The sequence below is a fragment of the Thiomicrorhabdus cannonii genome, assembly GCF_013391695.1.
In the GTDB taxonomy this organism is placed as follows: Bacteria; Pseudomonadota; Gammaproteobacteria; order Thiomicrospirales; family Thiomicrospiraceae; genus Thiomicrorhabdus; species Thiomicrorhabdus cannonii.
The window spans coordinates 116,138-136,891 of the sequence record NZ_JACBGH010000006.1 but is presented as its reverse complement, the minus strand read 5'-3'; the positions used below and the strand labels follow the sequence as shown (position 1 = coordinate 136,891).

Annotated in this window: 18 protein-coding genes and 2 tRNA genes; 15 read left to right on the top strand and 5 right to left on the bottom strand. The window is 53.6% G+C overall.

Going from position 1 to position 20,754, the window contains the following annotated elements; translation table 11 throughout:
- The 6 genes from HZ297_RS11975 to mtnN form a co-directional block, all read left to right on the top strand.
- On the top strand, window positions 1-228 hold a 228-nt coding region (locus tag HZ297_RS11975; protein ID WP_218644589.1), incomplete at its 5' end, for a hypothetical protein.
- Between the two features lie 566 nt (window positions 229-794).
- Window positions 795-870, top strand: a tRNA-Phe gene (locus tag HZ297_RS08505).
- A 5-nt stretch (window positions 871-875) separates the two neighbouring features.
- A tRNA-Leu gene (locus tag HZ297_RS08500) sits at window positions 876-959 on the top strand.
- A 138-nt stretch (window positions 960-1,097) separates the two neighbouring features.
- On the top strand, window positions 1,098-1,553 hold the full coding sequence (locus HZ297_RS08495) for a hypothetical protein (protein WP_178862744.1): 456 nt from the start codon (window positions 1,098-1,100) through the stop codon (window positions 1,551-1,553).
- Between the two features lie 20 nt (window positions 1,554-1,573).
- Window positions 1,574-2,095 (top strand): S-ribosylhomocysteine lyase, encoded by a 522-nt coding sequence (gene luxS, locus HZ297_RS08490; protein WP_178862742.1) that lies wholly within the window; start codon window positions 1,574-1,576, stop codon window positions 2,093-2,095.
- An 11-nt stretch (window positions 2,096-2,106) separates the two neighbouring features.
- Window positions 2,107-2,808 carry a 5'-methylthioadenosine/S-adenosylhomocysteine nucleosidase gene (gene mtnN / locus HZ297_RS08485; RefSeq protein ID WP_178862740.1) on the top strand — a complete coding sequence of 234 codons (702 nt, stop codon included), beginning with the start codon at window positions 2,107-2,109 and terminating at the stop codon, window positions 2,806-2,808.
- A 62-nt stretch (window positions 2,809-2,870) separates the two neighbouring features.
- Here mtnN and HZ297_RS08480 read toward each other — a convergent pair whose 3' ends face one another.
- On the bottom strand, window positions 2,871-4,406 hold the full coding sequence (locus HZ297_RS08480; protein ID WP_178862738.1) for a putative bifunctional diguanylate cyclase/phosphodiesterase: 1,536 nt from the start codon (window positions 4,404-4,406) through the stop codon (window positions 2,871-2,873).
- 168 nt (window positions 4,407-4,574) lie between these two features.
- On the opposite strand from HZ297_RS08480, the gene purT reads away from it, so the two are divergent.
- From purT to HZ297_RS08450, 6 genes are all read left to right on the top strand, one after another.
- On the top strand, window positions 4,575-5,756 hold the full coding sequence (gene purT, locus HZ297_RS08475; protein WP_178862726.1) for a formate-dependent phosphoribosylglycinamide formyltransferase: 1,182 nt from the start codon (window positions 4,575-4,577) through the stop codon (window positions 5,754-5,756).
- A gap of 233 nt (window positions 5,757-5,989) precedes the next feature.
- Entirely contained in the window at window positions 5,990-6,421 is a 432-nt protein-coding gene (locus tag HZ297_RS08470; protein WP_178862724.1) for a flagellar export chaperone FliS, read from the top strand.
- A gap of 204 nt (window positions 6,422-6,625) precedes the next feature.
- The gene (gene rpoH / locus HZ297_RS08465; RefSeq protein WP_178862722.1) at window positions 6,626-7,522 is read left to right on the top strand and encodes an RNA polymerase sigma factor RpoH; all 897 of its coding nucleotides are present in this window, start codon (window positions 6,626-6,628) and stop codon (window positions 7,520-7,522) included.
- Window positions 7,523-7,627: 105 nt separating this feature from the next.
- Window positions 7,628-8,341 carry a YoaK family protein gene (locus HZ297_RS08460; protein ID WP_343034792.1) on the top strand — a complete coding sequence of 238 codons (714 nt, stop codon included), beginning with the start codon at window positions 7,628-7,630 and terminating at the stop codon, window positions 8,339-8,341.
- Between the two features lie 61 nt (window positions 8,342-8,402).
- Window positions 8,403-10,589 carry a 5-histidylcysteine sulfoxide synthase gene (gene ovoA, locus HZ297_RS08455; RefSeq protein WP_178862720.1) on the top strand — a complete coding sequence of 729 codons (2,187 nt, stop codon included), beginning with the start codon at window positions 8,403-8,405 and terminating at the stop codon, window positions 10,587-10,589.
- A 40-nt stretch (window positions 10,590-10,629) separates the two neighbouring features.
- Window positions 10,630-11,823 (top strand): PatB family C-S lyase, encoded by a 1,194-nt coding sequence (locus tag HZ297_RS08450; protein ID WP_178862718.1) that lies wholly within the window; start codon window positions 10,630-10,632, stop codon window positions 11,821-11,823.
- A 58-nt stretch (window positions 11,824-11,881) separates the two neighbouring features.
- On the opposite strand, the gene HZ297_RS08445 is transcribed toward HZ297_RS08450, so the two are convergent.
- The 4 genes from HZ297_RS08445 to aroK all read right to left on the bottom strand — a co-directional run bounded on the left by HZ297_RS08445 (window position 11,882) and on the right by aroK (window position 17,534).
- On the bottom strand, window positions 11,882-14,356 hold the full coding sequence (locus HZ297_RS08445; protein ID WP_178862716.1) for a diguanylate cyclase: 2,475 nt from the start codon (window positions 14,354-14,356) through the stop codon (window positions 11,882-11,884).
- A 523-nt stretch (window positions 14,357-14,879) separates the two neighbouring features.
- Entirely contained in the window at window positions 14,880-15,782 is a 903-nt protein-coding gene (locus HZ297_RS08440; protein ID WP_178862707.1) for a D-hexose-6-phosphate mutarotase, read from the bottom strand.
- A gap of 113 nt (window positions 15,783-15,895) precedes the next feature.
- Window positions 15,896-16,981 (bottom strand): 3-dehydroquinate synthase, encoded by a 1,086-nt coding sequence (gene aroB, locus HZ297_RS08435; protein WP_178862705.1) that lies wholly within the window; start codon window positions 16,979-16,981, stop codon window positions 15,896-15,898.
- Between the two features lie 28 nt (window positions 16,982-17,009).
- Complete coding sequence (gene aroK / locus HZ297_RS08430) at window positions 17,010-17,534, bottom strand: shikimate kinase AroK (RefSeq protein WP_178862703.1); 525 nt, start codon at window positions 17,532-17,534, stop codon at window positions 17,010-17,012.
- A 211-nt stretch (window positions 17,535-17,745) separates the two neighbouring features.
- Here aroK and gmk point away from each other — a divergent pair, with 211 nt between their 5' ends.
- The 3 genes from gmk to HZ297_RS08415 are packed head-to-tail and all read left to right on the top strand — an operon-like array spanning window position 17,746 to window position 20,672.
- Window positions 17,746-18,363: a guanylate kinase gene (gene gmk, locus HZ297_RS08425; protein WP_218644588.1), complete on the top strand. Its 618-nt coding sequence runs from the start codon at window positions 17,746-17,748 to the stop codon at window positions 18,361-18,363.
- A 30-nt stretch (window positions 18,364-18,393) separates the two neighbouring features.
- The gene (locus tag HZ297_RS08420) at window positions 18,394-19,581 is read left to right on the top strand and encodes a DegT/DnrJ/EryC1/StrS family aminotransferase (protein WP_178862698.1); all 1,188 of its coding nucleotides are present in this window, start codon (window positions 18,394-18,396) and stop codon (window positions 19,579-19,581) included.
- 17 nt (window positions 19,582-19,598) lie between these two features.
- Window positions 19,599-20,672 (top strand): iron-containing alcohol dehydrogenase family protein, encoded by a 1,074-nt coding sequence (locus HZ297_RS08415; RefSeq protein ID WP_178862696.1) that lies wholly within the window; start codon window positions 19,599-19,601, stop codon window positions 20,670-20,672.
- Window positions 20,673-20,754: the final 82 nt, after the last annotated feature.

Sequence of the window (20,754 nt, the reverse complement as noted above, 5' to 3'; positions counted from 1 at the left end):
GTTCTCGGTAAGCCGCTTATTATAATCAGTTTCGAACCAGGCTGTCAACAATTTTTTCAAATTATTTTCAGCAACTTCTCAATTCAAAACTCATCAAATCCGCTGCTCATCACCCCCGCAACTCGCCGCTCAACTTCTCAGTCAGCGTCTCGTCGTGAAGTGAGGCGTATTCTATACACTTTAAAAAAACCCGCAACCCCCAAACACCACTTTTTTTCACTTTTTTGACACTTTTTTCACTCTCCCACACTTATCCCATTCCACCCCCCAGCTTACTCAAGACTTATCCACACACTTATCCACTTATACCCCGTTTTCCGCCATTTCCCATCCCCGCAACACGCTTTTACTTCCCCAAATTAAATCCAAATAAATTCTCAACAGGCCGGGTACCCAATACAGATTACATACAGCACTCTATACAAAATAAAGCGGCCTGTTTTATTTAATAACCACATGCCGCTCCAACCCTCTCCGTCAATATAAAGTCCCTGACAAGATATATACCCTCGCGACTTTTCAATCATGTATACATATATATGTATACTTGCTTCCCCTATCAACGACTCTCTACCCGCTCCTTACGCGCTTATTGTTATCAACCAGACATCGCTGGCTATGGACGCTTTTAGACACTTACTTATATATGTACTGTATTTGCATTTACGTCCCACAATCTGCCCGCCAGACCCCGAATTTTCCCAAAACGCCGCGGACAATAAAATAAGTTATTTTTTTCAAAATAGTATTTGACAGCCTCAAACCCGCTCCCTATAATACGCGAATTCAATTTAGGCCATATAGCTCAGTCGGTAGAGCAAGGGATTGAAAATCCCTGTGTCCCTGGTTCGATTCCAGGTGTGGCCACCACATTCGCGAGCGTGGTGGAATTGGTAGACACGCCAGATTTAGGTTCTGGTGCCTTTGGTGTGAGAGTTCGAGTCTCTCCGCTCGCACCATATATAAAGCCGGTTTTTACCGGCTTTTTTTATACCTAAAATTCACCTGGCACCAGCTTAGATGTTGAATATGGTATCCTTTGACTTCCCAATTACATTCACTTATCCGCACAGCGCGGTTTATCCGGAATTCAAATTATGCGCATCTTATTCTCTTACCTTCCTGCCGTTTTCGCCGCCTTGCTATTGAGCGGCTGCCTGGGTATTACGCAACCCACGGATAAAACCATTAATGAAATGACCGCTCAGCATTTCAACCAGGAATTTGTGGGCCTGTTTAGCGTCGTTAGCACCACAAAAGATAATGGTTACAAACAAAACGATACCCATTATGTGGCCGAGATGACCATTCATGCCCGCGCCGAACGCAATCTCGAAGAATACGCCTCCGCCATTATGCAGGATAGCAGCCTGACGCCACTTGAAAAGATGGCGCAAACCGTTAATCTCGGTTTGCTGAAATTGGCTCTGCCCAAATTCGAGGCGGGCGACGAACTAGAATTTAAACGCAATTATCTTTTTATTAAAACGGATAACGGCTGGCTACTGAAAAAAGAGCTGACCGACAATGATAAACATCCCGATTCCATCTAACTTTTGCAGAGGATTCCAACATGCCTTTACTAGACAGTTTTACCGTTGACCACACCATTATGAATGCACCCGCCGTGCGCGTGGCCAAGACCATGACCTCACCTTCCGGCGACACCATCACCGTATTCGATCTGCGCTTCAACAAGCCAAACGAATCCATGATGGGCGAGAAAGGCATTCACACATTGGAACACCTGTTTGCCGGTTTTATGCGCAACCACCTGAACGGCAACGGCGTGGAGATCATCGACATCTCTCCGATGGGTTGCCGCACCGGTTTCTATATGAGCCTGTTGGGCGCCCCCAGTGAAGAACGTGTCGCCAACGCCTGGCTGGAATCGATGCAGGACGTACTGAAAGTCGAACGCATGGAAGACATCCCGGAACTCAACGAATACCAATGCGGTACTTATGTGATGCACTCGTTGGAAGAGGCCAAGGAAATCGCCCAGAACATTATTGACCACGGTATCGGCGTCAATAAAAACGCGGAGATCGCCCTGAGCGACGAAAAACTCCAGGCGCTCGGCAACAAACTATAAGGCGCGAACAGATGAAAATTGCGATTATCGGAGCGATGGAAGAAGAGGTGACGCTACTGCGTAGCCGCATGCAAAACCTGCAAACCCAAACTCACGCAGGTTATGCGTTTTATCTGGGCGATATCGACGGCATCGATGTCGTATTGCTGCGTTCCGGCATCGGCAAGGTCAATGCAGCCATCAGCAGTACGATCCTGCTGCAGACCTACCAACCGGACTATGTCATCAACACCGGTTCCGCAGGCGGTTTCCACACCGACCTGAACGTGGGCGATATCGTCATCAGCAGCTCGGTGTGCCACCATGACGTGGATGTCACGCCTTTTGGCTACGATCTGGGTCAGGTTCCCGGCATGCCAACCTGTTTTCTGCCGGACGACACGCTCGTCAAGGCAGCCCAAAACAGCATTCAGGCGCTCAATGAAGTGGTGCACATGCACGGCCTCATCGCCACCGGCGACCGCTTTATGCACCAGGCGGAAGATGTTGCCAACACCCGCAACAACTTTCCCGAAATGATCGCCTGTGAAATGGAAGCCGCCGCGATTGCGCAAGCCTGCCACACCTTCCAGACGCCGTTTGTGATTATCCGCTCACTCTCCGATATTGCCGGCAAGGAAAACGCCGTGACCTTTGAGCAATACCTGGAAAAAGCGGCCACCCATTCGGCCAGGGTGATTTTGGAAATGCTCTCGCAACTCAAAGCCGCTTGAGTAAACGCCTCATCTAAAAATCAAAGCCCCTGAAAAGGGGCTTTTTTATGCGGTTTTGCGGATCATGCTCTAACCCGGTAGAGCGCCATCACATGATTGTGAAAACGCTCGGCACTCATCGGTTTGGCCCATTGCGATCCCTGCGCCATCAAGCATCCCATGGTACGTAGTTGACGGCTCTGCTCTGCGGAATCGACGCCTGCGGCAATCACACAAATATCGAGACTTTTAGCCATCATAATCAAGGCTTGCAACCAGGCCTGACCACTTTTGGTTTGCAGACTTTGCTGCAACCAAGCTTTATCCAGCTTGATTTCATTAATTTTCAATGTCGACAGCAACGCCAAGTCCAACGGATAAGCTCCCACATCGGTCAAGGTGATCAAATACCCTGCCTCTCCCAATGCCTGCAGAGTTTGCTGCAACTTGCTGTCACCGCTTTGCAAGCTCGCCATCGAAAACTCCAACTGCAGCTGCTCACGACTGACATGATAGGCCTGCAGGCGGGTATCCAAAAAGGCCGGCAAATCCTGATGCAGCCACAAGCTGTCCAATACCGGCACGGACACCACCAAATCACTCTGCGCCGACTGCCAACGCTGCAAATAATATAAAGCACTGTCGAGCAACCAAGTCGCCATCGATTGCGACCAGCCGCTTTTCAGCAAAATGTTACTCCAGCTGCTCAACGCGGGCGACTCCAAATGGGCGTTATGCCACAAGGCGGTCAAGCTCGCCCCGGCAATCTGGCCTGTCGCCAATTCCACCTGCGGCTCGAAAGACAACTCGATCTCACCGTTTTCAATCGCCACGCCCAACTCTTCTCTGAACTCATGGGATTTAAGCCCCACCTCGTTCATGATTTCGGTGTAAAAGCGATAGGTTCTTCTGCCGGCCGTTTTAGAGGCATACAAAGCGGCATCGGAATTCTCCAGCAACTCGGAAACCGTCTTGCCGTCCTGCGGATAGATCGCCACCCCCATGCTCGTGGAGACATTGGCTTCATGCTGGCTCAGCCAGTAGGGACGGCTCACTTCGCGAATAATGCGCTGGCACAAGCTGGCAATATCCTCGCGACTGGCCAGATCCGTCAACAAAATCACAAATTCATCGCCACCGCGACGGCTGACGATATCGCCCTCGCGCACCGAAGAAACCAAACGTGCCGCCACATGCTGCAACAACTCGTCGCCGGCCTGGTGTCCCAGCGTATCGTTGACCTCTTTAAAGCCATCCAAATCCAAAAACAGCAAGCTGAATTTGCTATGGGCTTTCTGCGCGCGTTCCAAGACCTTTTCCAGCGTTTCGCTAAAATAGGCGCGATTAGGCAAATGGGTCAGCGCATCGTAGTTGGCCTGCACAAACAGATCCCGCGTGCGCAGCTGCACCTGAGCCTCCACTAGACGCGCAATGTCCTCGGGCATATCATCGGTATGCGAAAAACGGCTTTGCAAACTCTCCATCACCTGCTTGATATCAGTTCGTTTTTCAGGCAGACGGCGTTTAACCAGTTTTTTGGCTTCCATCGTTCCCTTTTCCCGCAATGCGCCCGCGTCATGCAACGATTCTGCTTGTTTTGATGTTTCAAGTTCCAGCATAACTCTTCCCCTTGCCAGCTGCTGCTTCGCATCGTTTTACGGTAAGGATTACCGTATAATGTGCCGATTGATAGCAGCGATCAGACAATATTGCCGGTCAAGTTTTCCAAACTCCTGCCGATAACATCGTCCCGCCATTCTTAATTACCTCTAAGCAAAGGAGATGCCATGTCTAGCATTGGTACACCATTTTCTGCCACCGCCACGCGTGTTTTGCTCTGCGGAGCCGGTGAACTGGGCAAAGAAGTCGCCATTGAATGTCAACGTCTGGGCGTGGAAGTCATTGCGGTAGACCGCTACCCGAACGCCCCGGCCATGCAGGTTGCAGACCGCTCGCATGTAATTGAAATGCTGGACGGCGTTGCGTTACGCAAGGTGATTGAACAGGAAAAACCGCATTACATCGTGCCGGAAATCGAAGCCATCGCTACCGATACGCTGGCGGAGATGGAAAAAGAGGGCTTCACGGTCATCCCAACGGCACGCGCCACTCAATTGACAATGAACCGCGAAGGCATCCGCCGCCTGGCCGCCGAAGAGTTGGGATTACCCACCTCCCCCTATGCGTTTGCCGACAATAAAGCAGATTTTATTGCCGCTATCGACAAAATCGGCATGCCGTGCGTCGTCAAACCGATTATGAGCTCTTCCGGCAAAGGCCAAAGTGTCATTAAATCGGCAGAGCAGATTGAACAGGCCTGGTCTTACGCCCAGGAAGGCGGACGCGCCGGCAAAGGACGCGTGATTATCGAAGGCTTTGTCGATTTCGATTACGAGATCACTCTACTGACGGTGCGTCATATTCACGGCACCAGCTTCTGCGAGCCGATCGGTCACTATCAGGAAGATGGCGACTACCGCCAGTCCTGGCAACCGCACCCGATGAGCGAGGCGGCACTGAGCAAATCGCAAGAGATTGCCAAAAAAGTGACGGATGCGCTCGGCGGTCGCGGCCTGTTCGGCGTGGAACTGTTTGTGAAAGGCGATAACGTCTATTTCAGCGAAGTCTCGCCGCGCCCGCACGATACCGGCCTGGTGACCTTGATGTCGCAAGACCTCTCCGAATTTGCGCTGCACGTGCGCGCGATTCTCGGCCTGCCGATTCCGAATATTGTGCAGCACGGCCCTTCGGCTTCCAGCGTCATTTTGCCGACAGGCAGCTCCACGCAAACGCTTTATTCCAATCTGGAAAACGCCCTGGCGCAGCCGGACACCCAAATCCGCCTGTTCGGCAAACCGGATATCAACGGCCGCCGCCGCATGGGCGTGGCCATTGCGCGCGCCGACAGCATTGAAGCGGCGATCGAAAAAGCCAAAAACGTCGCTAACGCCGTCAAAGTGACCTTCTAAACTGACCTGACATTCCAATTGGCGCCTCCGCACGGCGGCGCCCTCCAGACATCCCTTCCACCCGGCCTGTTGAGTTTTCAAAACATCGACTGTCAAAACTTTTGTTCATTGTTGGCACGCTCCCTGCTATACGGCAAGTAACCCAAAAACTTGAGGCAACATTGCCTTTTGGTTTTACTTGAATATATAGAACACAAGGCGCTACTTGCCTTAAAACACATAAGGGAACTGCCATGACCATCAACAATACCGAAACTGCGGCAAAAGCGCCGTTACTGCAAGAATATCAACGCAACCAGCAAACCGAACAGCACCTGGCGGAAAATCCGCGCAAAACCGTGCTGCTGTTACTGCAAGGCGCGGTCGACAAAGGCAATTTGGCCAAAGTCTGTCACCAGAGCAATGCGCTGGTCGAAAAAGGCTTCCATCTGGGGCGCATGACCACGATTCTGGATGCATTGCGCGATCGCCTGCAGTTTACCCAAGCGACCCCTTTGGCGTATGATCTGGAAGAACTCTACCGCTACGCCGATCAATGCATTCAGGAAGCGGTTTTTGAAAAAGATAGTTTTTATCTGGACAGCGCCATCGAAATCCTGACCGAACTGCGCGACGCCTGGCTGGAAATGATGCAACAGACCGGACAGCTTGCCGCACAGATGTAATGCAATCGGCATCCGCTGCACTCCAATCAAGCCGGCTAAAATTGCCGGCTTTTTAGTCTTCTCGCCCCACCCTTACAGCCTTCTAAATCAACCACTTAAAACATTCTGACGAAAGTATTGAATTTATTTAGCACTCCCTTGCATAGAGTGCTAAAAATTTGCTATATTGACTCTATTGCAATCAGGTTTATGAGGGAAACAAGCATGTCTACACTGGTTTCTAACACACAAACCCACGCCTCAGGCAAGGCTGCCAAGCTGCCGGCCAAAAAAGGCTTTACTCACGAACTCACCCCGGGCCAGAACCTGGACGCCTATCTGCGCACGGTACAAAGCATGAAACCGCTAAGCGCCGAAGAAGAGCGTGAACTGGCGGAAAAATTCTATTACCAAAAAGACCTGGAAGCCGCGCGTCAGCTGATTTTAGCGTCACTGCGTTATGTGGTGCCGGTCGCGCGCTCCTACAACGGTTACGGTTTGCCGCTGGGTGACATTATTCAGGAAGGCAATATCGGCTTGATGAAGGCGGTCAAACGCTTTGACCCCAAGGAAAACGTGCGCCTGATGACCTTTGCGGTTCACTGGATCCGTGCCGAGATCAACGAATATGTCATCAAAAACTGGCGTATCGTCAAAACCGCCACCACCAAAGCGCAGCGCAAACTGTTCTTCAAATTGCGCAGCACCAAAAAGTCGCTGGAATGGTTTGGCGACAAGGATGCCGATGCGGTCGCTCAGGAACTGGGCGTCAGCCGCGCAGATGTTCTGGAAATGGAAAGCCGTCTATACGGCAAGGACGTTCCGGTGGACAAGCCGGCCGACGAAGAGGAATACGGCACTTATCCGATACTGGTCAGCCACTATGCCGATCCGGAAACGGCACTGCTTCAGGAAAGCGAAGAAGAGTATCAACTGGCGCGTATGCAGGCCGCTTTGGCGACACTGGATGCACGCAGCCGCGATATTCTGCAGAAACGCTGGCTCAGCGAAGACAAGGTCGGCTTGAAAGAACTCTCGGCGGAGTACGGCGTTTCCATGGAACGTATCCGTCAGGTTGAACAGCAAGCACTGAACAAACTGAAAAATCAGCTGCTGGCTTAAACCGACCCATTGGCTTCATGCCTGATTTTCGTTAAGCTAAAGGCTCGTATGCTATACATACGGGCCTTTTTTGTTTTAACGTTGCATTAAAGCAGGTAATCCTCTGTGCCCTATCCGATCCGTGAAAACCTGGAAGGCGAAAGCGCCGAAGAACTCAAGTTTTCGGTACGCAAACTCATGGTCATCGCCATGCTTATGGCGGGGATGGCAGGCTATATCAATAGCGCCATGCTGATCGAGTTCGGCATGCCCGTCAGCCAGATGACAGGCATCACCTCCAGACTCAGCGATGCCACGGTCCACAGCGACTGGAGCGAACTTCTCGACGCCCTGATGATTCTCAGCGGCTTCCTGCTGGGCGCGTTCCTGTCCGGCATGATCATCGGCAAAAAACAGTACTACCACACCCCGGACTACGGCCACGCTCTGCTGCTCAACAGCACGATTCTCGGGGTGGCGACGCTCTTCAGCTTCATTCAGTCGGAATTCTCGGTTTTTTTAAGCGCCGTCGCCTGCGGCTTGCAGAATGCGCTAGTTTCCAGCTATCGCGGCCAACAACTGCGCACCACCCACATGACCGGCATCGTCACCGATCTTGGCGTCTATCTTGCCCACAAATTCAAAAACCGCGCCGCCGCCTGGCCCTGGCAGGCCAACCTGCTGGTGGTGCTCTTAATCAGCTTCCTGATAGGCGGCATCATCGGCATCTTTGCCTACAGACAGTTTCCAAACTGGTCGTTGATTGCGCCCTGTTTGATTAACGCCGTGCTGGCCGTACTCTATTTAAAAAATTACCATCAAAGACACCCCGCTACCTGATTTTCAGCAGGCCAGGCTGTATAATTATTGCATAACTATTGAATAGCAACCGGATACAAGAATGTCGTCTCTAACCCACCCTAACCAATATCATCTTACCCGCGCCGACCTGCTCACCGCCATGCCGCGCCTCACACAAGGCGACGTGGAAAGCAAACGCGCCGAAATCAAACACTATTTCAACCTCACTTTCAGCACCTACGAAACCCTGTTCGAAACGCTCAGGGACGACAGCGTCTTTTATCTGCGCCCCTGCTCGCTGCGCCATCCGCTGATTTTCTACTTCGGCCACACCGCCACCTTCTTCACCAATAAACTGGTGCTGGCCAAACTGCTGGAAGCGCGCATCAACCCCCATATCGAATCGATGTGCGCCATCGGCGTGGATGAAATGTCGTGGGACGACCTCAACGACGCGCACTACGACTGGCCGAGCGTCGAGGCCGTGCGCACCTATCGCCAGCAGGTGCGCGACGCCGTCAACCGGCTGATCGACACCCTCGACTTCAGCCTGCCGATCGACTGGCAAAGCCCGATGTGGCCGATTCTGATGGGCATCGAACACGAACGCATCCATCTGGAGACCTCCTCGGTGCTGATCCGCCAGTTGCCGCTGGACAAAGTGCGATCGCATCCGCTGTTCCCGGTCTGCCCCGATCACGGCGATGCGCCAAAAAACAGCCTGTTGCCGGTCAGCGGCGGTGAAATCCATATCAACCATCAAGACCCGGCAGACACCTACGGCTGGGACAACGAATACGGCCGCCACGATGCGGTGGTGACCGACTTCAAGGCCGCAAAATTTCTGGTTTCCAATCAGGAGTACCTGGCATTTGTGGAGGCCGGCGGCTATGAAAATGCCGACTACTGGAGTGAAGAAGGCAACCGCTGGCGCCAGTTCACCCCCGATAAACATCCGACTTTCTGGGTTAAAAAAGCGGGGGTTAAAAAAACGGGGGATAACAACCAAGCGGACTGGTGGCTGCGCTGCATGACCGAAGAAATCCCCATGCCGTGGAACTGGCCGGTGGAGGTCAACTTTCTGGAAGCCGACGCGTTTTGCCGCTGGAAATCTCAACAGGCCAGGTTGCCGATCCGTCTGCCGAGCGAAGACGAATACCTGCGTCTGCGCGAGGTCAGCGGTGCCATGCTGCACCCCGAAAACGCCAACCACAATCTGCAATTCTACGCCTCCTCCATGCCGGTCGACCGCTTCAACCACGGCGGCTTTTACGATGTCATCGGCAATGTCTGGCAGTGGACGCAAACCCCGATCTATCCGTTTGAAGGCTTCAAGGTGCATCCGCTTTACGACGACTTCACCATGCCGACCTTCGACAACAAGCACAATATCTTCAAAGGCGGCTGCTGGATCTCCACCGGCAACGAAATCAACGGCCATTCGCGTTACGCCTTCCGCCGCCATTTCTTCCAGCACGCCGGTTTCCGCTATATCGAATCGGCCGCGGCGGTGCAGACCGAATACCCCACATTCGAGACCGACACCACCGCCGCGCAGCACTGCGAATTCCATTACGGCGATAGCTACTTCGGCGTGACCAATTTCCCGCAAGCCATGATGCAAAGCGTTGTTAAACAGCTGCAACAGGATACCGACCTAAAAAACCGCCAGGATTTGAAAGCACTGGAAATCGGCTGCCTGGTGGGTCGCGGCTGTTTTGAACTGGCGCCGCATGTCGCCGAAGTCACCGGGCTGGATTTTTCGGCGCGCTTCATCAATGTGGCCGAACAGCTCAAACAGAACGGCGCCATCCGCTACTCCATCGTGCAGGAAGGCGAAATCATGGATTTCAAACAGCGCGATCTGGCCGACAGACTCAAAGCGCACGCCCATAAATGCACGTTTTTGCAGCAGGATCCGGCCAATCTCAAGCCGATTTTCAGCGGCTACGACCTGATTGTCGCCACCCATGTGATGGAACGTCTGCATGACCCCAAAGCATTTCTGGCGCAACTGCCGCAACGCCTCAATGCAGGCGGCCTGCTGGTCATCGCCTCCACTTACGACTGGCAGGAAAGCGCAACCAACAAATCGCGCTGGCTCGGCGGCTACAAAGACGAACACACCGGCGAAAACGTCACCTCGCTGGAAGGGCTGACGGCGCTGCTGTCAGCGCATTTCGAGCCAGTAGGCGCACCGCGGGACATGCCGTTGGTCATCCGCCAGAGTGCGCGCGATTATAGCCATCAGCTGTCGCAAATCACCGTCTGGAAAAAACGCCGTTGAACGCGCCCAAAAAACTCAACAGGCCGGGTAGGAGAAGCTCATGCCGGATTTGACACCCTTTACACAGGTTTATGACCGGGAAGGCACTGCCGCCGAGAAATACCTGCTTTGCAAAGCCCTGTTCGGCCGCGACGATGTCCTGCCGATGTGGGTGGCCGACATGGACCTGCCCACCCCCGATTTTATTATCGAGGCGCTGCAACAACGGCTGCAGCACCCGCTGCTCGGCTATACTTTGGCAACCGACACTACCTATCGGGCGATTATCGACTGGCAGGCGCAACACGGCTATAGCGTCAAGGCCTCGGAGATTGTCTTTACCCACAATGTCGCCAACGGCTTTTTTATGGCGGTGAGCGCCTTTACCCAGCCTGGCGACGGCGTGCTGGTGACCCCGCCGGTCTATCCGCCGTTTATGCAGGCGCCGATCCTGCAAGGCCGCCAGACCGTCGAAGCGCCGCTAATTCTGCAAAACGGCTCTTACCAAATGGACTTTGCCGCGATGGAACAGGCCATGCAGCAGCACAACGTCAAACTGATGCTGCTGTGCAATCCGCAAAACCCGTCAGGCCGGGTGTGGCAGAGTGACGAGCTGGCACAGCTGGTTGATCTCTGTATCCATTACGGCGTGACCCTCGTTTCCGATGAAATCCATTCCGACCTCGTCTATCCCGGCTATCAACACACCCCCACCGCCTCCCTGTCGGAACAGGCGGCGCAGATTACCGTGACCCTCAGTTCCCCGGGCAAAACATTCAACCTCGGCGGCCTGCAGATCGGCTATGCGATTATCGCCAACCCGCAACTCAAAGCGGCGTATCTGAAGGTCTGTCAGGCCAATGCCATCAGCGGGCTGAATCTGTTTGCGCTGACCGCGCTGCAAGCGGCCTATAGCCTCGCCGGAAAACAATGGCGTGACCGATTGATGGCCCATTTTTCGCGCAATATCGACCGGTTGGAAGCCTTTTTGGGCGAACACCTGCCCGATGTAAACCTGATGCGTCCGCAGGCGTCTTATCTGGTGTGGCTCGATTTCAGGGCGCGTTTTGAAACGCACGCTGCTTTGAAAAACTGGCTGGTGGAAAGCGCCAAACTCGGCTTGAGCGATGGCGAATCGTTTGGTGGGGAAAGCGGCTCGGGAACGGGGTTTATGCGCATTAACCTAGCGGTGCCGACGCCAGTATTGGAACAGGCGCTGCATCAATTAAAAAGCGCATTGGAAAGGTCGGCATAAATCGCCGGAGAATACCCGGCCTGTTGAGAAATTGGCACGTGCCGGAAATGCAAAACCTTCAGGCTTCTTCTGCGAGTTCTACAAGATTCCGCCCGGCGTTTTTCGCCGTATATAGCGCCTTGTCGGCGCGGCTCACTGCATTTTTCAACGGCTCGTGGTCTTTGACCAGGGCAACCCCGAAGCTTGAGGTAATCCTGCCGACCTCTTTGAACCCGGCCTGTTCAATTTCATAACGCAGATGCTCGGCCAGCGCTTGGGCGGATTGCGGCATATCCACCTCGGCGAGCACAATGAACTCTTCCCCGCCCCAGCGGATCAGGGTGTCATGCACCCGAATGCGCTGCTTCACAAGCTGCACCACGGCTTTGAGCACGTCATCGCCGGCATTATGACCGTAAACATCGTTGACCTGCTTGAAATGATCGATATCGAACAAAATCAGCGCCAAACAGCGGTTGGTGCGCTTGGCGGCGGCGGCGAATTTATCGAACTTATGGTAGAGGTATTCGCGGTTCTGGGCGCCGGTCAGGCGGTCGTGCTGTGCCAGATATTGGTAGAAATCGCGCTCCTGCAAGGTGGCGGTAATATCCGAGAACGTCACGATATAGGTCGCGTCGTCCAACGCGGCGCGTTTAACCAAAAAAGACGCCTGCTCTCCGATGTGGCTTTCCATGCGGACAATGCGTTTTTCCACCGGCAACCGTTCCAGCGCCTGCATCCACTGCTCATTTTCCGTCTGCTTGGCGTAATGCCCGTCAGCATTAATAAAACGGTCGCAAATGCAATTATACCGCCGCATAAAATCCTGCAAACCGCTAACGCCAAAGAAGCTGTTGAACTGCTGATTGGCATAACGGATCTGATGGCCGTCGGTGACAATCACAATATTCTCCTGCAAATCGATCATGCTCTGCAGGCGCTGCTGCGCTTCCCGCTCGAATGTCACATCAAACACATACCCCAAAAAATGGGTGATCTCGTTATACTCGTTGCGAATCACATAGGTCGTATCCGCCACCCATTTGACCTGATTGTCGCGGGTCAGCAGACGGTAGGGCTGATGTTTGAAAAAACTCTGGCGCATTTCAATCGCCTCCTGCACCTCCGAACCGACGCGCAACAGATCGTCCGGATGCACCAGTGAGGCGTAGGTGATGCCATGCTCGCTAAAAGCGTCTACCTCATACCCCAGTAAGCGCTCGATACTGGCGGAAACATAATCCACCCCCCAGTTGAGGTTGTTTTTCCATTTAAACAGGACAATGTCACCCCGATCGAACAGCGTCAGCAACGAATGCTGCGCCTCGGTTAATTCCTGCGCCCGCCGGATCGCCTCTTCCAATGAACATTGAATCTGCTTCTGTTCGGTATTGTCGATCAGCACGCCCTGCACTTTCTCGATCCGCTGATTGCGGGTTTCATAACCGATATGGCACAGCACCCACAGATACACGCCCGAAGCGGTGTGCAGACGGAATTCCATTTTTTCCGGACACTGCTCGACATCGTCCTCCTCGAAAATGGCGGCAACCGATTCCCTGTCTTCGGGATGCACCCATTGCAGCCAGCTATCCAGACTCTGCCACTGTTCCGGTTCATACCCCAGCAGCGCCTTGGAGCGCGGCGACACAAACGCGAAAGCTTGCCGTTTCTTATCCCACTCAAAACCGATGGCATTGACGTTATTTGCCAAGGAAGCCAATTGATTTTGTGTGCGGTGCAGGCGCTCGCTTTGCAGCAAATGACGCAATCCGGCGTGAATCAGCACAAAAAGATCATGCAGTCCCTTTTCCCACAAGACCAGCATCTCGCTGTGAATCAACAGCGCCAAGTCAAACGCATAACACGCTGCTTTATCAAACGGATCATGCATCAGCACCTTCACATGGTAAGTTTGCACTTTGGAACCCGCAAGCGTTTCCAGAAGCTGATGTTGCATTTCAATCGGATAGTCTGCATCGTTTGTACAACGCACTTCCGGCCGCAGCGAGACAGAAAGCACCTCCGCCGGCTCTTCCAGCATCTGCGCGGCGCTTTGCAAAAAGCACTCTTCGCCGCACGGCTCGATCAATAAGCGTGAAATATTCGCCCGCAGATTGTTCAAGGTGCTTAAGAAACGCTCTTTGGCCAGCAGCGCCTCTGTCTCCTCATAGGAGTGCATGTAATATTCGAGCGTGCGTAATTCGCAAAAGGTCTTTTGAAAGCGGCCGTGTGCGTCATAAATAGAGGTGCCGTTCAGCACCGCTTCAAACAGCGTGCCGTCTTTCTTCTTGATGACCAACGGCACGTTGTCCACAAACCCGTAGTCTTTCAGATGGGGGAAGTTGCGTTCCATCTGCGACAAGGACTCCGCGGCCAGAAAATCCCCGAAAAAGTGTCCGACCACCTCGTCTTCAGCATAACCGCTGACCTCAAGCCACTTCGGACTGACGGCCAGCACCTTTCCCCGGGCATCCAGAGACTGCACCATCTCGCTGCGACTGGAAACATCCCGCGAGTGCAGGCGTTTTTCTAAAGACATCGTGTCAGACATACTCTTTTATCCTTTATGGGCAATCCAAGGGGCTCCTCTAAAAACCCGCGATGGATTCTGGCAACGCCAAGTTTGCCAGATCAAGGCGTGAAGTTGAAGCAATGTCTAGACCTTGCAAAGCTTCATAACACAGAGATGGCAAACTTGGCTAAGCCCCGAAGGGCGGGGCTTTAAGTCCCGCAGAATCTCATCGGGGGTTTTTAGAGGTGCCCCAAGGTATCAAGAACCGCATCCTTTTACCATAACAAATCCCCTGCCGATCCAACCAATCAATAAAATTGGGTATCCATATTTTGTGATTGATAAGTTGATGATGATTTAAACCACGAAGAACACGAAGAGCACGAAGTTTTTCTAAGTAATTGATATATATTCTCAACCAATCTTATTGATTTTAAATGTTTTTAAAACCGCTTTAAAACACAAAAATAACACCAACGACTGATTAACGCTCAAACTCTTCGTGCTCTTCGTGTACTCTGTGGTTCAATAAAACAATCATAAAATGCGGTTACCCATAAAATTAAAGCGCCTTCATGGATTCGATGGCATAAACCACTTTTAACGCGTGTTTTTCGCCACTGGCCACGGTCACCGCATCGTCCAGCACATTGCCGCTTTCCACACAGACAAAATGCGGCCAGTCGTCGGCCGGAATATCATCAAACCCCTTGACGATTTCCGCCCCAGGATTCCACACCACCGACGACATGGAGTGCGCCTTATCAATAAGGATGACATTGCCGCCCACCGCATCTTCCACCGATACCCGGCCTGTCTGGTTTAAAAACACCGAATCCATCGGCGGCTGCAAGGTCAACTCACCCGCCTGCGTGACCGCCGGCGCGTTTTCCACCAGCTTGTCGAGATGCGTTGCGCCCTCCAGACCTTTGATGACCAGCCCGGGCGCCTGCGCCACCTTGAAATAGGTATGCAGCGCTTCGGTAATGACCAGATCGTGATCGTTCGGATTGGTCGTCGTCAGCGTCAATGCCAGGGTCTCGCCGATTTCCACCTTCAACTGCAAATGGAAACTATGCGGCCACACCGCCAGCGTATTCTCATTCGCCTCGCACGACATCACCACCTCGGTGACGCCGCTTTCCAGATCGCGCACATCATCCAGATGCCACACCATATTGCGCACAAAACCATGCGCCGGCTGCCCAGCTTCCGCGCCCTTGCCAAACCACGGCCAGCACACCGGCACGCCGCCGCGCACCGGCTTTTTGCCGTGATACACCGCCGTCGGGCTTACATACAACAGCTCCTCGCCATGCTTGGGTGCATAATTCAACACGCAGCCGCCGTGTGTAGTCAGCAAGGCGTTGGCAAAATCATTCTTAACCTCAATCATCATCAGGTTTTCGCGCATAAAAAAGCGCGCATGGTCACTGCTAAATTGTTTGGCGAGGGTTTGCGGCATGGTTGTCTCCTTCAGAGGCAAATCGGTCTTTAAGATAAGTTTTTACAAAGCAAAAAAAAGCCCGTTCAAAAACTGAACAGGCCGGGTAGTTAAACGGGCTGCGGGCACATCCCTCAGCAACGGTATTCGGTCAGCGTACGCTCCAGCAGCGCGCGCTCATACTGGCCGGTCACATAGGCCTCGCCGATGCGTTTCAGCAGCACCAGACGGATGGTACCCGCCTGCACTTTCTTGTCGCCTGCCATCAGGTCCAGATATTTTTCGTTCGGCATATCCGCCACGCTCGGCGGGCACACCGGCAACTTGGCGCGCTCAAAAATCGCCTGGATACGGGCAAAAGCGGCGTCATCGAGATGACCCATCAGTTTCGACATATACGCCGCCTGCATGGTGCCGGCGCTCACACCTTCGCCGTGCAGCCACACGCCATAGCCCATGCCTGCCTCAATCGCATGACCAAAGGTATGCCCCAGGTTAAACAAGGCGCGCATGTCCGCCTCTTTTTCATCCAGCGCGACAATACGCGCCTTATTGGCGCAGGAACGCTCGATCGCCTCGGCCAAAAATACCGAATCGCGCGCCAGCAGTTTTTCCAGATGGGCTTCCAGCCACTCAAAGAACGGCAAGTCGCCGATCAAACCGTACTTGATGACCTCGGCCAAGCCGGCTGATAATTCGCGGTCTGCCAAAGTGTTCAGCGTTTTGGTGTCGATAATCACACACTGCGGCTGATGGAAAGCGCCGATCATATTTTTGCCCAGCGGATGGTTCACGCCGGTTTTGCCGCCTACCGACGAATCCACCTGCGCCAGCAGGGTGGTCGGAATCTGAATGAAATTCACGCCGCGCTGGAACGCCGCTGCCGCAAAACCGGTCATATCGCCGATCACACCGCCGCCCAACGCCACCAAGGTGCATTTGCGGTCAAAGTGTTTGCCGATCAGGGCATCGAACACCTGGTTCAACACCTCCAGGTTTTTATACTGTTCGCCGTCCGGCAACACCACCGATTCCACCTGAAAATCGGCAAACGCCTGTTTGCACTGTTCAAGATACAAGGGCGCGACGGTGGTATTGGTGACAATCAGCACCTGCGTGCCCTTGACGTAAGGCTTGACCAACTCGGCCTTGCCCAACAGATCTTCGCCAATAAAAATCGGGTAACTTCTTTCACCCAAATCAACCGTTAATGTTTTCACGCCTTGCTCTCTAACTTGTTTTTAAAAATTAAATGATCTGCTCTTCCAGCAACTGATCCACAATGGTTTTAACCACGCGGTGCACCGGCACCTGCTGGGTCTCGATCACCAGATCGGCCATCTCCAGATACCAGGGTTCGCGTTTGACCATCAGGTTACGCAGCACCTCTTCGGCGTTGCCGTGCTGCAGCAGCGGGCGGTTGCGGTCGTGCTTGGTGCGCTGGATCAGCGATTCCACCGGCGATTTCAGATAGACCACAAAACCGCGGGTGCGCAGGTGTTTGCGGTTGATCTCGCGCTCCACCGCACCGCCGCCGGTAGCCAGCACGATTTGCGGACGCAACGTCAACTCGTCAATCACCGCCTCTTCGCGGTCACGGAAGCCGGCTTCGCCTTCGATGTCGAAAATCATCGGAATCGTGGCACCGGTGCGCGCCTCGATCTCGTGATCGCTGTCCACGAAATCGTATTGCAGGCGTTCGGCCAGTGCGCGCCCCACCGTCGACTTTCCGGCCCCCATAGGACCAATTAAAAAGATACTTTCTTTATGCATTCAAACATTGTAATGGATTTGTCATAGACCGACCATCCCCGCCCCGCCATTTAACGAGGTGAAAATCCGATTATTTTTATTGCGATATGGGGCGCCAATCGTTTTGCTAAGTTTCCGTGCGTGAAATTTCTCTGCTAAAATAGCCCACTACTTTTAATTTCTGCGGCGGGTGTACCCGCGCGCGCTGCGTTCTGTGGAGAAGTTGTTATCTATGAGTGGTTCACTGTACATTGTTTCCGCCCCATCCGGTGCCGGCAAAACCTCATTGGTCGGCAAATTGATCGAGCTGGACAGCCACATCAAGGTTTCGGTTTCTTCGACCACGCGCCCGATGCGTCCAGGCGAAGAGAACGGCGTCAACTACCACTTTCTGAGCATCGAGCAATTCAAACAGAAAATCAGCGAAGGCGACTTTCTGGAACACGCCCAGGTATTCGACAACTTCTACGGCACCTCGCGCAGCACGGTCGAAGAGCAGCTCAAGGCCGGCAAGGACGTGATTTTGGAAATCGACTGGCAAGGCGCGCAGCAAGTGCGTAAACTGATTCCCGAAGCGATCTCCATCTTTATTCTGCCGCCGTCTCTGGAAGAGTTGAGCCGCCGCCTGAACAACCGCGGCACCGACAGCGAAGAGGTCATCGCCCGCCGTATGCGCGACGCGGTCAGCGAGATGTCACACTATGACGAATTCGACTATATCGTCATCAACAACCATTTTGATACGGCGCTGAAACAGCTGCACAGCATTTTTCTGGCAGGCCGCCTCAGCAAAGCGCGCCAAGTCACCCAACACAAGAACCTGATTGACGCTTTACTGCAAGACGCATAAAGCACGACTGACGACCAAGGAGTCACCGCCATGCCCGGCTTTGAGATTTTTGACGAATCCGAAAAACAACAGATCAACGAAGTCATGGAACAGGGCTTCACCTTCCGCTACAACTTTGACGGCATGCGCAACGGCGTGTGGAAAGCACGCGAACTGGAAGGCATGATTTGCGACACCTTAAACGTCAAACACGCCCATCTGGTCTCCAGCGGCACGGCGGCTCTGACGACCGCCCTGGCGGCGGCCGGCATCGGCGCGGGCGACGAAGTGATCGTGCCGCCGTTTACCTTTGTCGCCAGCGTCGAAGCGATTGTGTTGGCCGGTGCGATTCCGGTGTTTGCCGAAATCGATGAAACCCTGACATTGTCTCCGCAAGGCATCCGTGCGGTGATTACCCCGCGCACCAAAGCGGTCAACTTCGTACACATGTGCGGTTCCATGGGGCACATGGACGAAATCAAGGCGATTTGCGACGAGCATAACCTGATTCTGCTGGAAGACGCCTGCCAGGCCACCGGCGCCACCTACAAAGGCCAATCGCTCGGCACCATCGGCCAGGTCGGCACCCTGTCGTTCGATTCGGTCAAAACCATCTCCTGCGGCGAAGGCGGTGCGGTGTTGACCAATGACGAAACCATCTACAACAACGCCCATATGTATTCCGACCACGGTCACGACCATATCGGCATGGACCGCGGTGCCGAAGGCCACCCGATCATGGGTGCCAACTACCGCATCTCCGAAATGAACGCCGCTGTCGGTGTGGCGCAGTGGAAAAAGCTCGGGCGCATTCTCGACATCCAGCGCCGCAATAAAAAAGCGCTCAAAGATGCGCTGTCGCAATATTCCGAAGTCAGCTTCCGCGTACTGCCGGACGCCGAGGGCGACAACGCCGGCTTCCTGAGCTTCTTCCTGCCGGACGAAACGCGCGCCCGCGAAGTGGTCAAAGCCCTGGGCGAACAGAAGGTGCCGGGCGTATTCTACTGGTACGGCAACAACTGGCACTATTTCAAAAACTGGACGCATATCCAGCAGATGAAAGGCCCGGCCAAGCTGCCGATCGAACTGATTGCCGACCGCCCGGACTACACGCAAGTCAAAACCCCGCAATCGGACGCCATTATGAGCCGCACGATTTCCATGCTCATTAACCTGAGCTGGTCGGAAGCCGATATTCAACAGCGCATCGACGCTTTTGCCAACGTATTCAAAAAATAGGTCAAAACAGGTTTGCCATGAAATTCCGTAACTTTAAAACTGTTCCCAAAATGATCTTCGGCCGCGGCTCCTTCGAGCAGCTCGACGAAGTGCTGGCTGCCGAGCGTCACAACGCCGACGATTTCGTGGTCTTTGCCGTTGACCATGTACACAAGGATCGCCCGTTGCAAGCGCGCATTCCAATGCATCCGCAGGACATGATTGTCTGGGTGGACACCACCGACGAGCCTAAAACCACTTACGTCGACCAACTGACGGCCGAAGTCAAAACCTTCGGCAAGGGCAAGAATCCGGTGAGCGTGGTGGGGCTGGGCGGCGGCTCCACGCTGGATATGGCCAAAGCGATCTCCTTGATGCTGACCAACGAAGGCGGCTCGGCGAGTTACCAGGGTTGGGATTTGATCAAAAACCCGGCGGTGCACCATGTGGGCATCCCGACCCTTTCCGGCACGGGTGCCGAAGCGTCGCGCACCACCGTATTGACCGGTCCGGACAAAAAACTCGGCATGAACTCGGATTACACCGTATTCGACCAGATCATCATGGATGCGGATCTCTTGGCCGGCGTGCCGAAAGACCAGTGGTTCTATACCGGCATGGACTGCTATATCCACAATATCGAAGCGCTCAACGGCACTTACATCAACGAATTTGCGCGTGCTTTCGGCGAGAAGTCGCTGGATCTGTGTAACGAAGTCTTTTTGGAAGACCATCCGGATGCCGACGAGAAGCTGATGATGGCCTCTTACATGGGCGGCCAGTCAATCGCCTACAGCCAGGTCGGCGCGTGCCATGCGCTGTCTTACGGCTTGTCTTACGTATTGGGCTACCACCACGGCATCGGCAACTGTATCGCCTTTGACGTATTGGACGACTTCTATCCGGAAGGCGTGCGTGTTTTCCGCGAAATGATGAAAAAACACAATATCGTATTGCCGAAAGGCATCACCAAAGGCATGTCTGAAGACGACATGAACAAGATGATCAAAGTCGCTTCAGGTTTGGCGCCGCTGTGGGAAAACGTCTATGGCCCGGATTGGCAGACGCACGTTACGCCCGAGTTGCTACGCTCTTTGTACGAAAAGATGTAATTTAATCACCACAGAGACACTGAGGCACTGAGATTTATTAAAAGACTTTTTACAAAATCGTTCGCCTCATCAACTCTGTGAC

Coding starts and splice junctions, on each gene's coding strand:
- HZ297_RS08470 (WP_178862724.1), top strand. CDS start 5,990: ATGACCATCAACAATACCGAAACTGCGGCAAAAGCGCCGTTACTGCAA.
- HZ297_RS08480 (WP_178862738.1), bottom strand. CDS start 4,406: ATGCTGGAACTTGAAACATCAAAACAAGCAGAATCGTTGCATGACGCG.
- mtnN (WP_178862740.1), top strand. CDS start 2,107: ATGAAAATTGCGATTATCGGAGCGATGGAAGAAGAGGTGACGCTACTG.
- ovoA (WP_178862720.1), top strand. CDS start 8,403: ATGTCGTCTCTAACCCACCCTAACCAATATCATCTTACCCGCGCCGAC.
- HZ297_RS08415 (WP_178862696.1), top strand. CDS start 19,599: ATGAAATTCCGTAACTTTAAAACTGTTCCCAAAATGATCTTCGGCCGC.
- gmk (WP_218644588.1), top strand. CDS start 17,746: ATGAGTGGTTCACTGTACATTGTTTCCGCCCCATCCGGTGCCGGCAAA.
- HZ297_RS08495 (WP_178862744.1), top strand. CDS start 1,098: ATGCGCATCTTATTCTCTTACCTTCCTGCCGTTTTCGCCGCCTTGCTA.
- HZ297_RS08450 (WP_178862718.1), top strand. CDS start 10,630: ATGCCGGATTTGACACCCTTTACACAGGTTTATGACCGGGAAGGCACT.
- purT (WP_178862726.1), top strand. CDS start 4,575: ATGTCTAGCATTGGTACACCATTTTCTGCCACCGCCACGCGTGTTTTG.
- HZ297_RS08420 (WP_178862698.1), top strand. CDS start 18,394: ATGCCCGGCTTTGAGATTTTTGACGAATCCGAAAAACAACAGATCAAC.
- aroK (WP_178862703.1), bottom strand. CDS start 17,534: ATGCATAAAGAAAGTATCTTTTTAATTGGTCCTATGGGGGCCGGAAAG.
- HZ297_RS08445 (WP_178862716.1), bottom strand. CDS start 14,356: ATGTCTGACACGATGTCTTTAGAAAAACGCCTGCACTCGCGGGATGTT.
- luxS (WP_178862742.1), top strand. CDS start 1,574: ATGCCTTTACTAGACAGTTTTACCGTTGACCACACCATTATGAATGCA.
- rpoH (WP_178862722.1), top strand. CDS start 6,626: ATGTCTACACTGGTTTCTAACACACAAACCCACGCCTCAGGCAAGGCT.
- HZ297_RS08440 (WP_178862707.1), bottom strand. CDS start 15,782: ATGCCGCAAACCCTCGCCAAACAATTTAGCAGTGACCATGCGCGCTTT.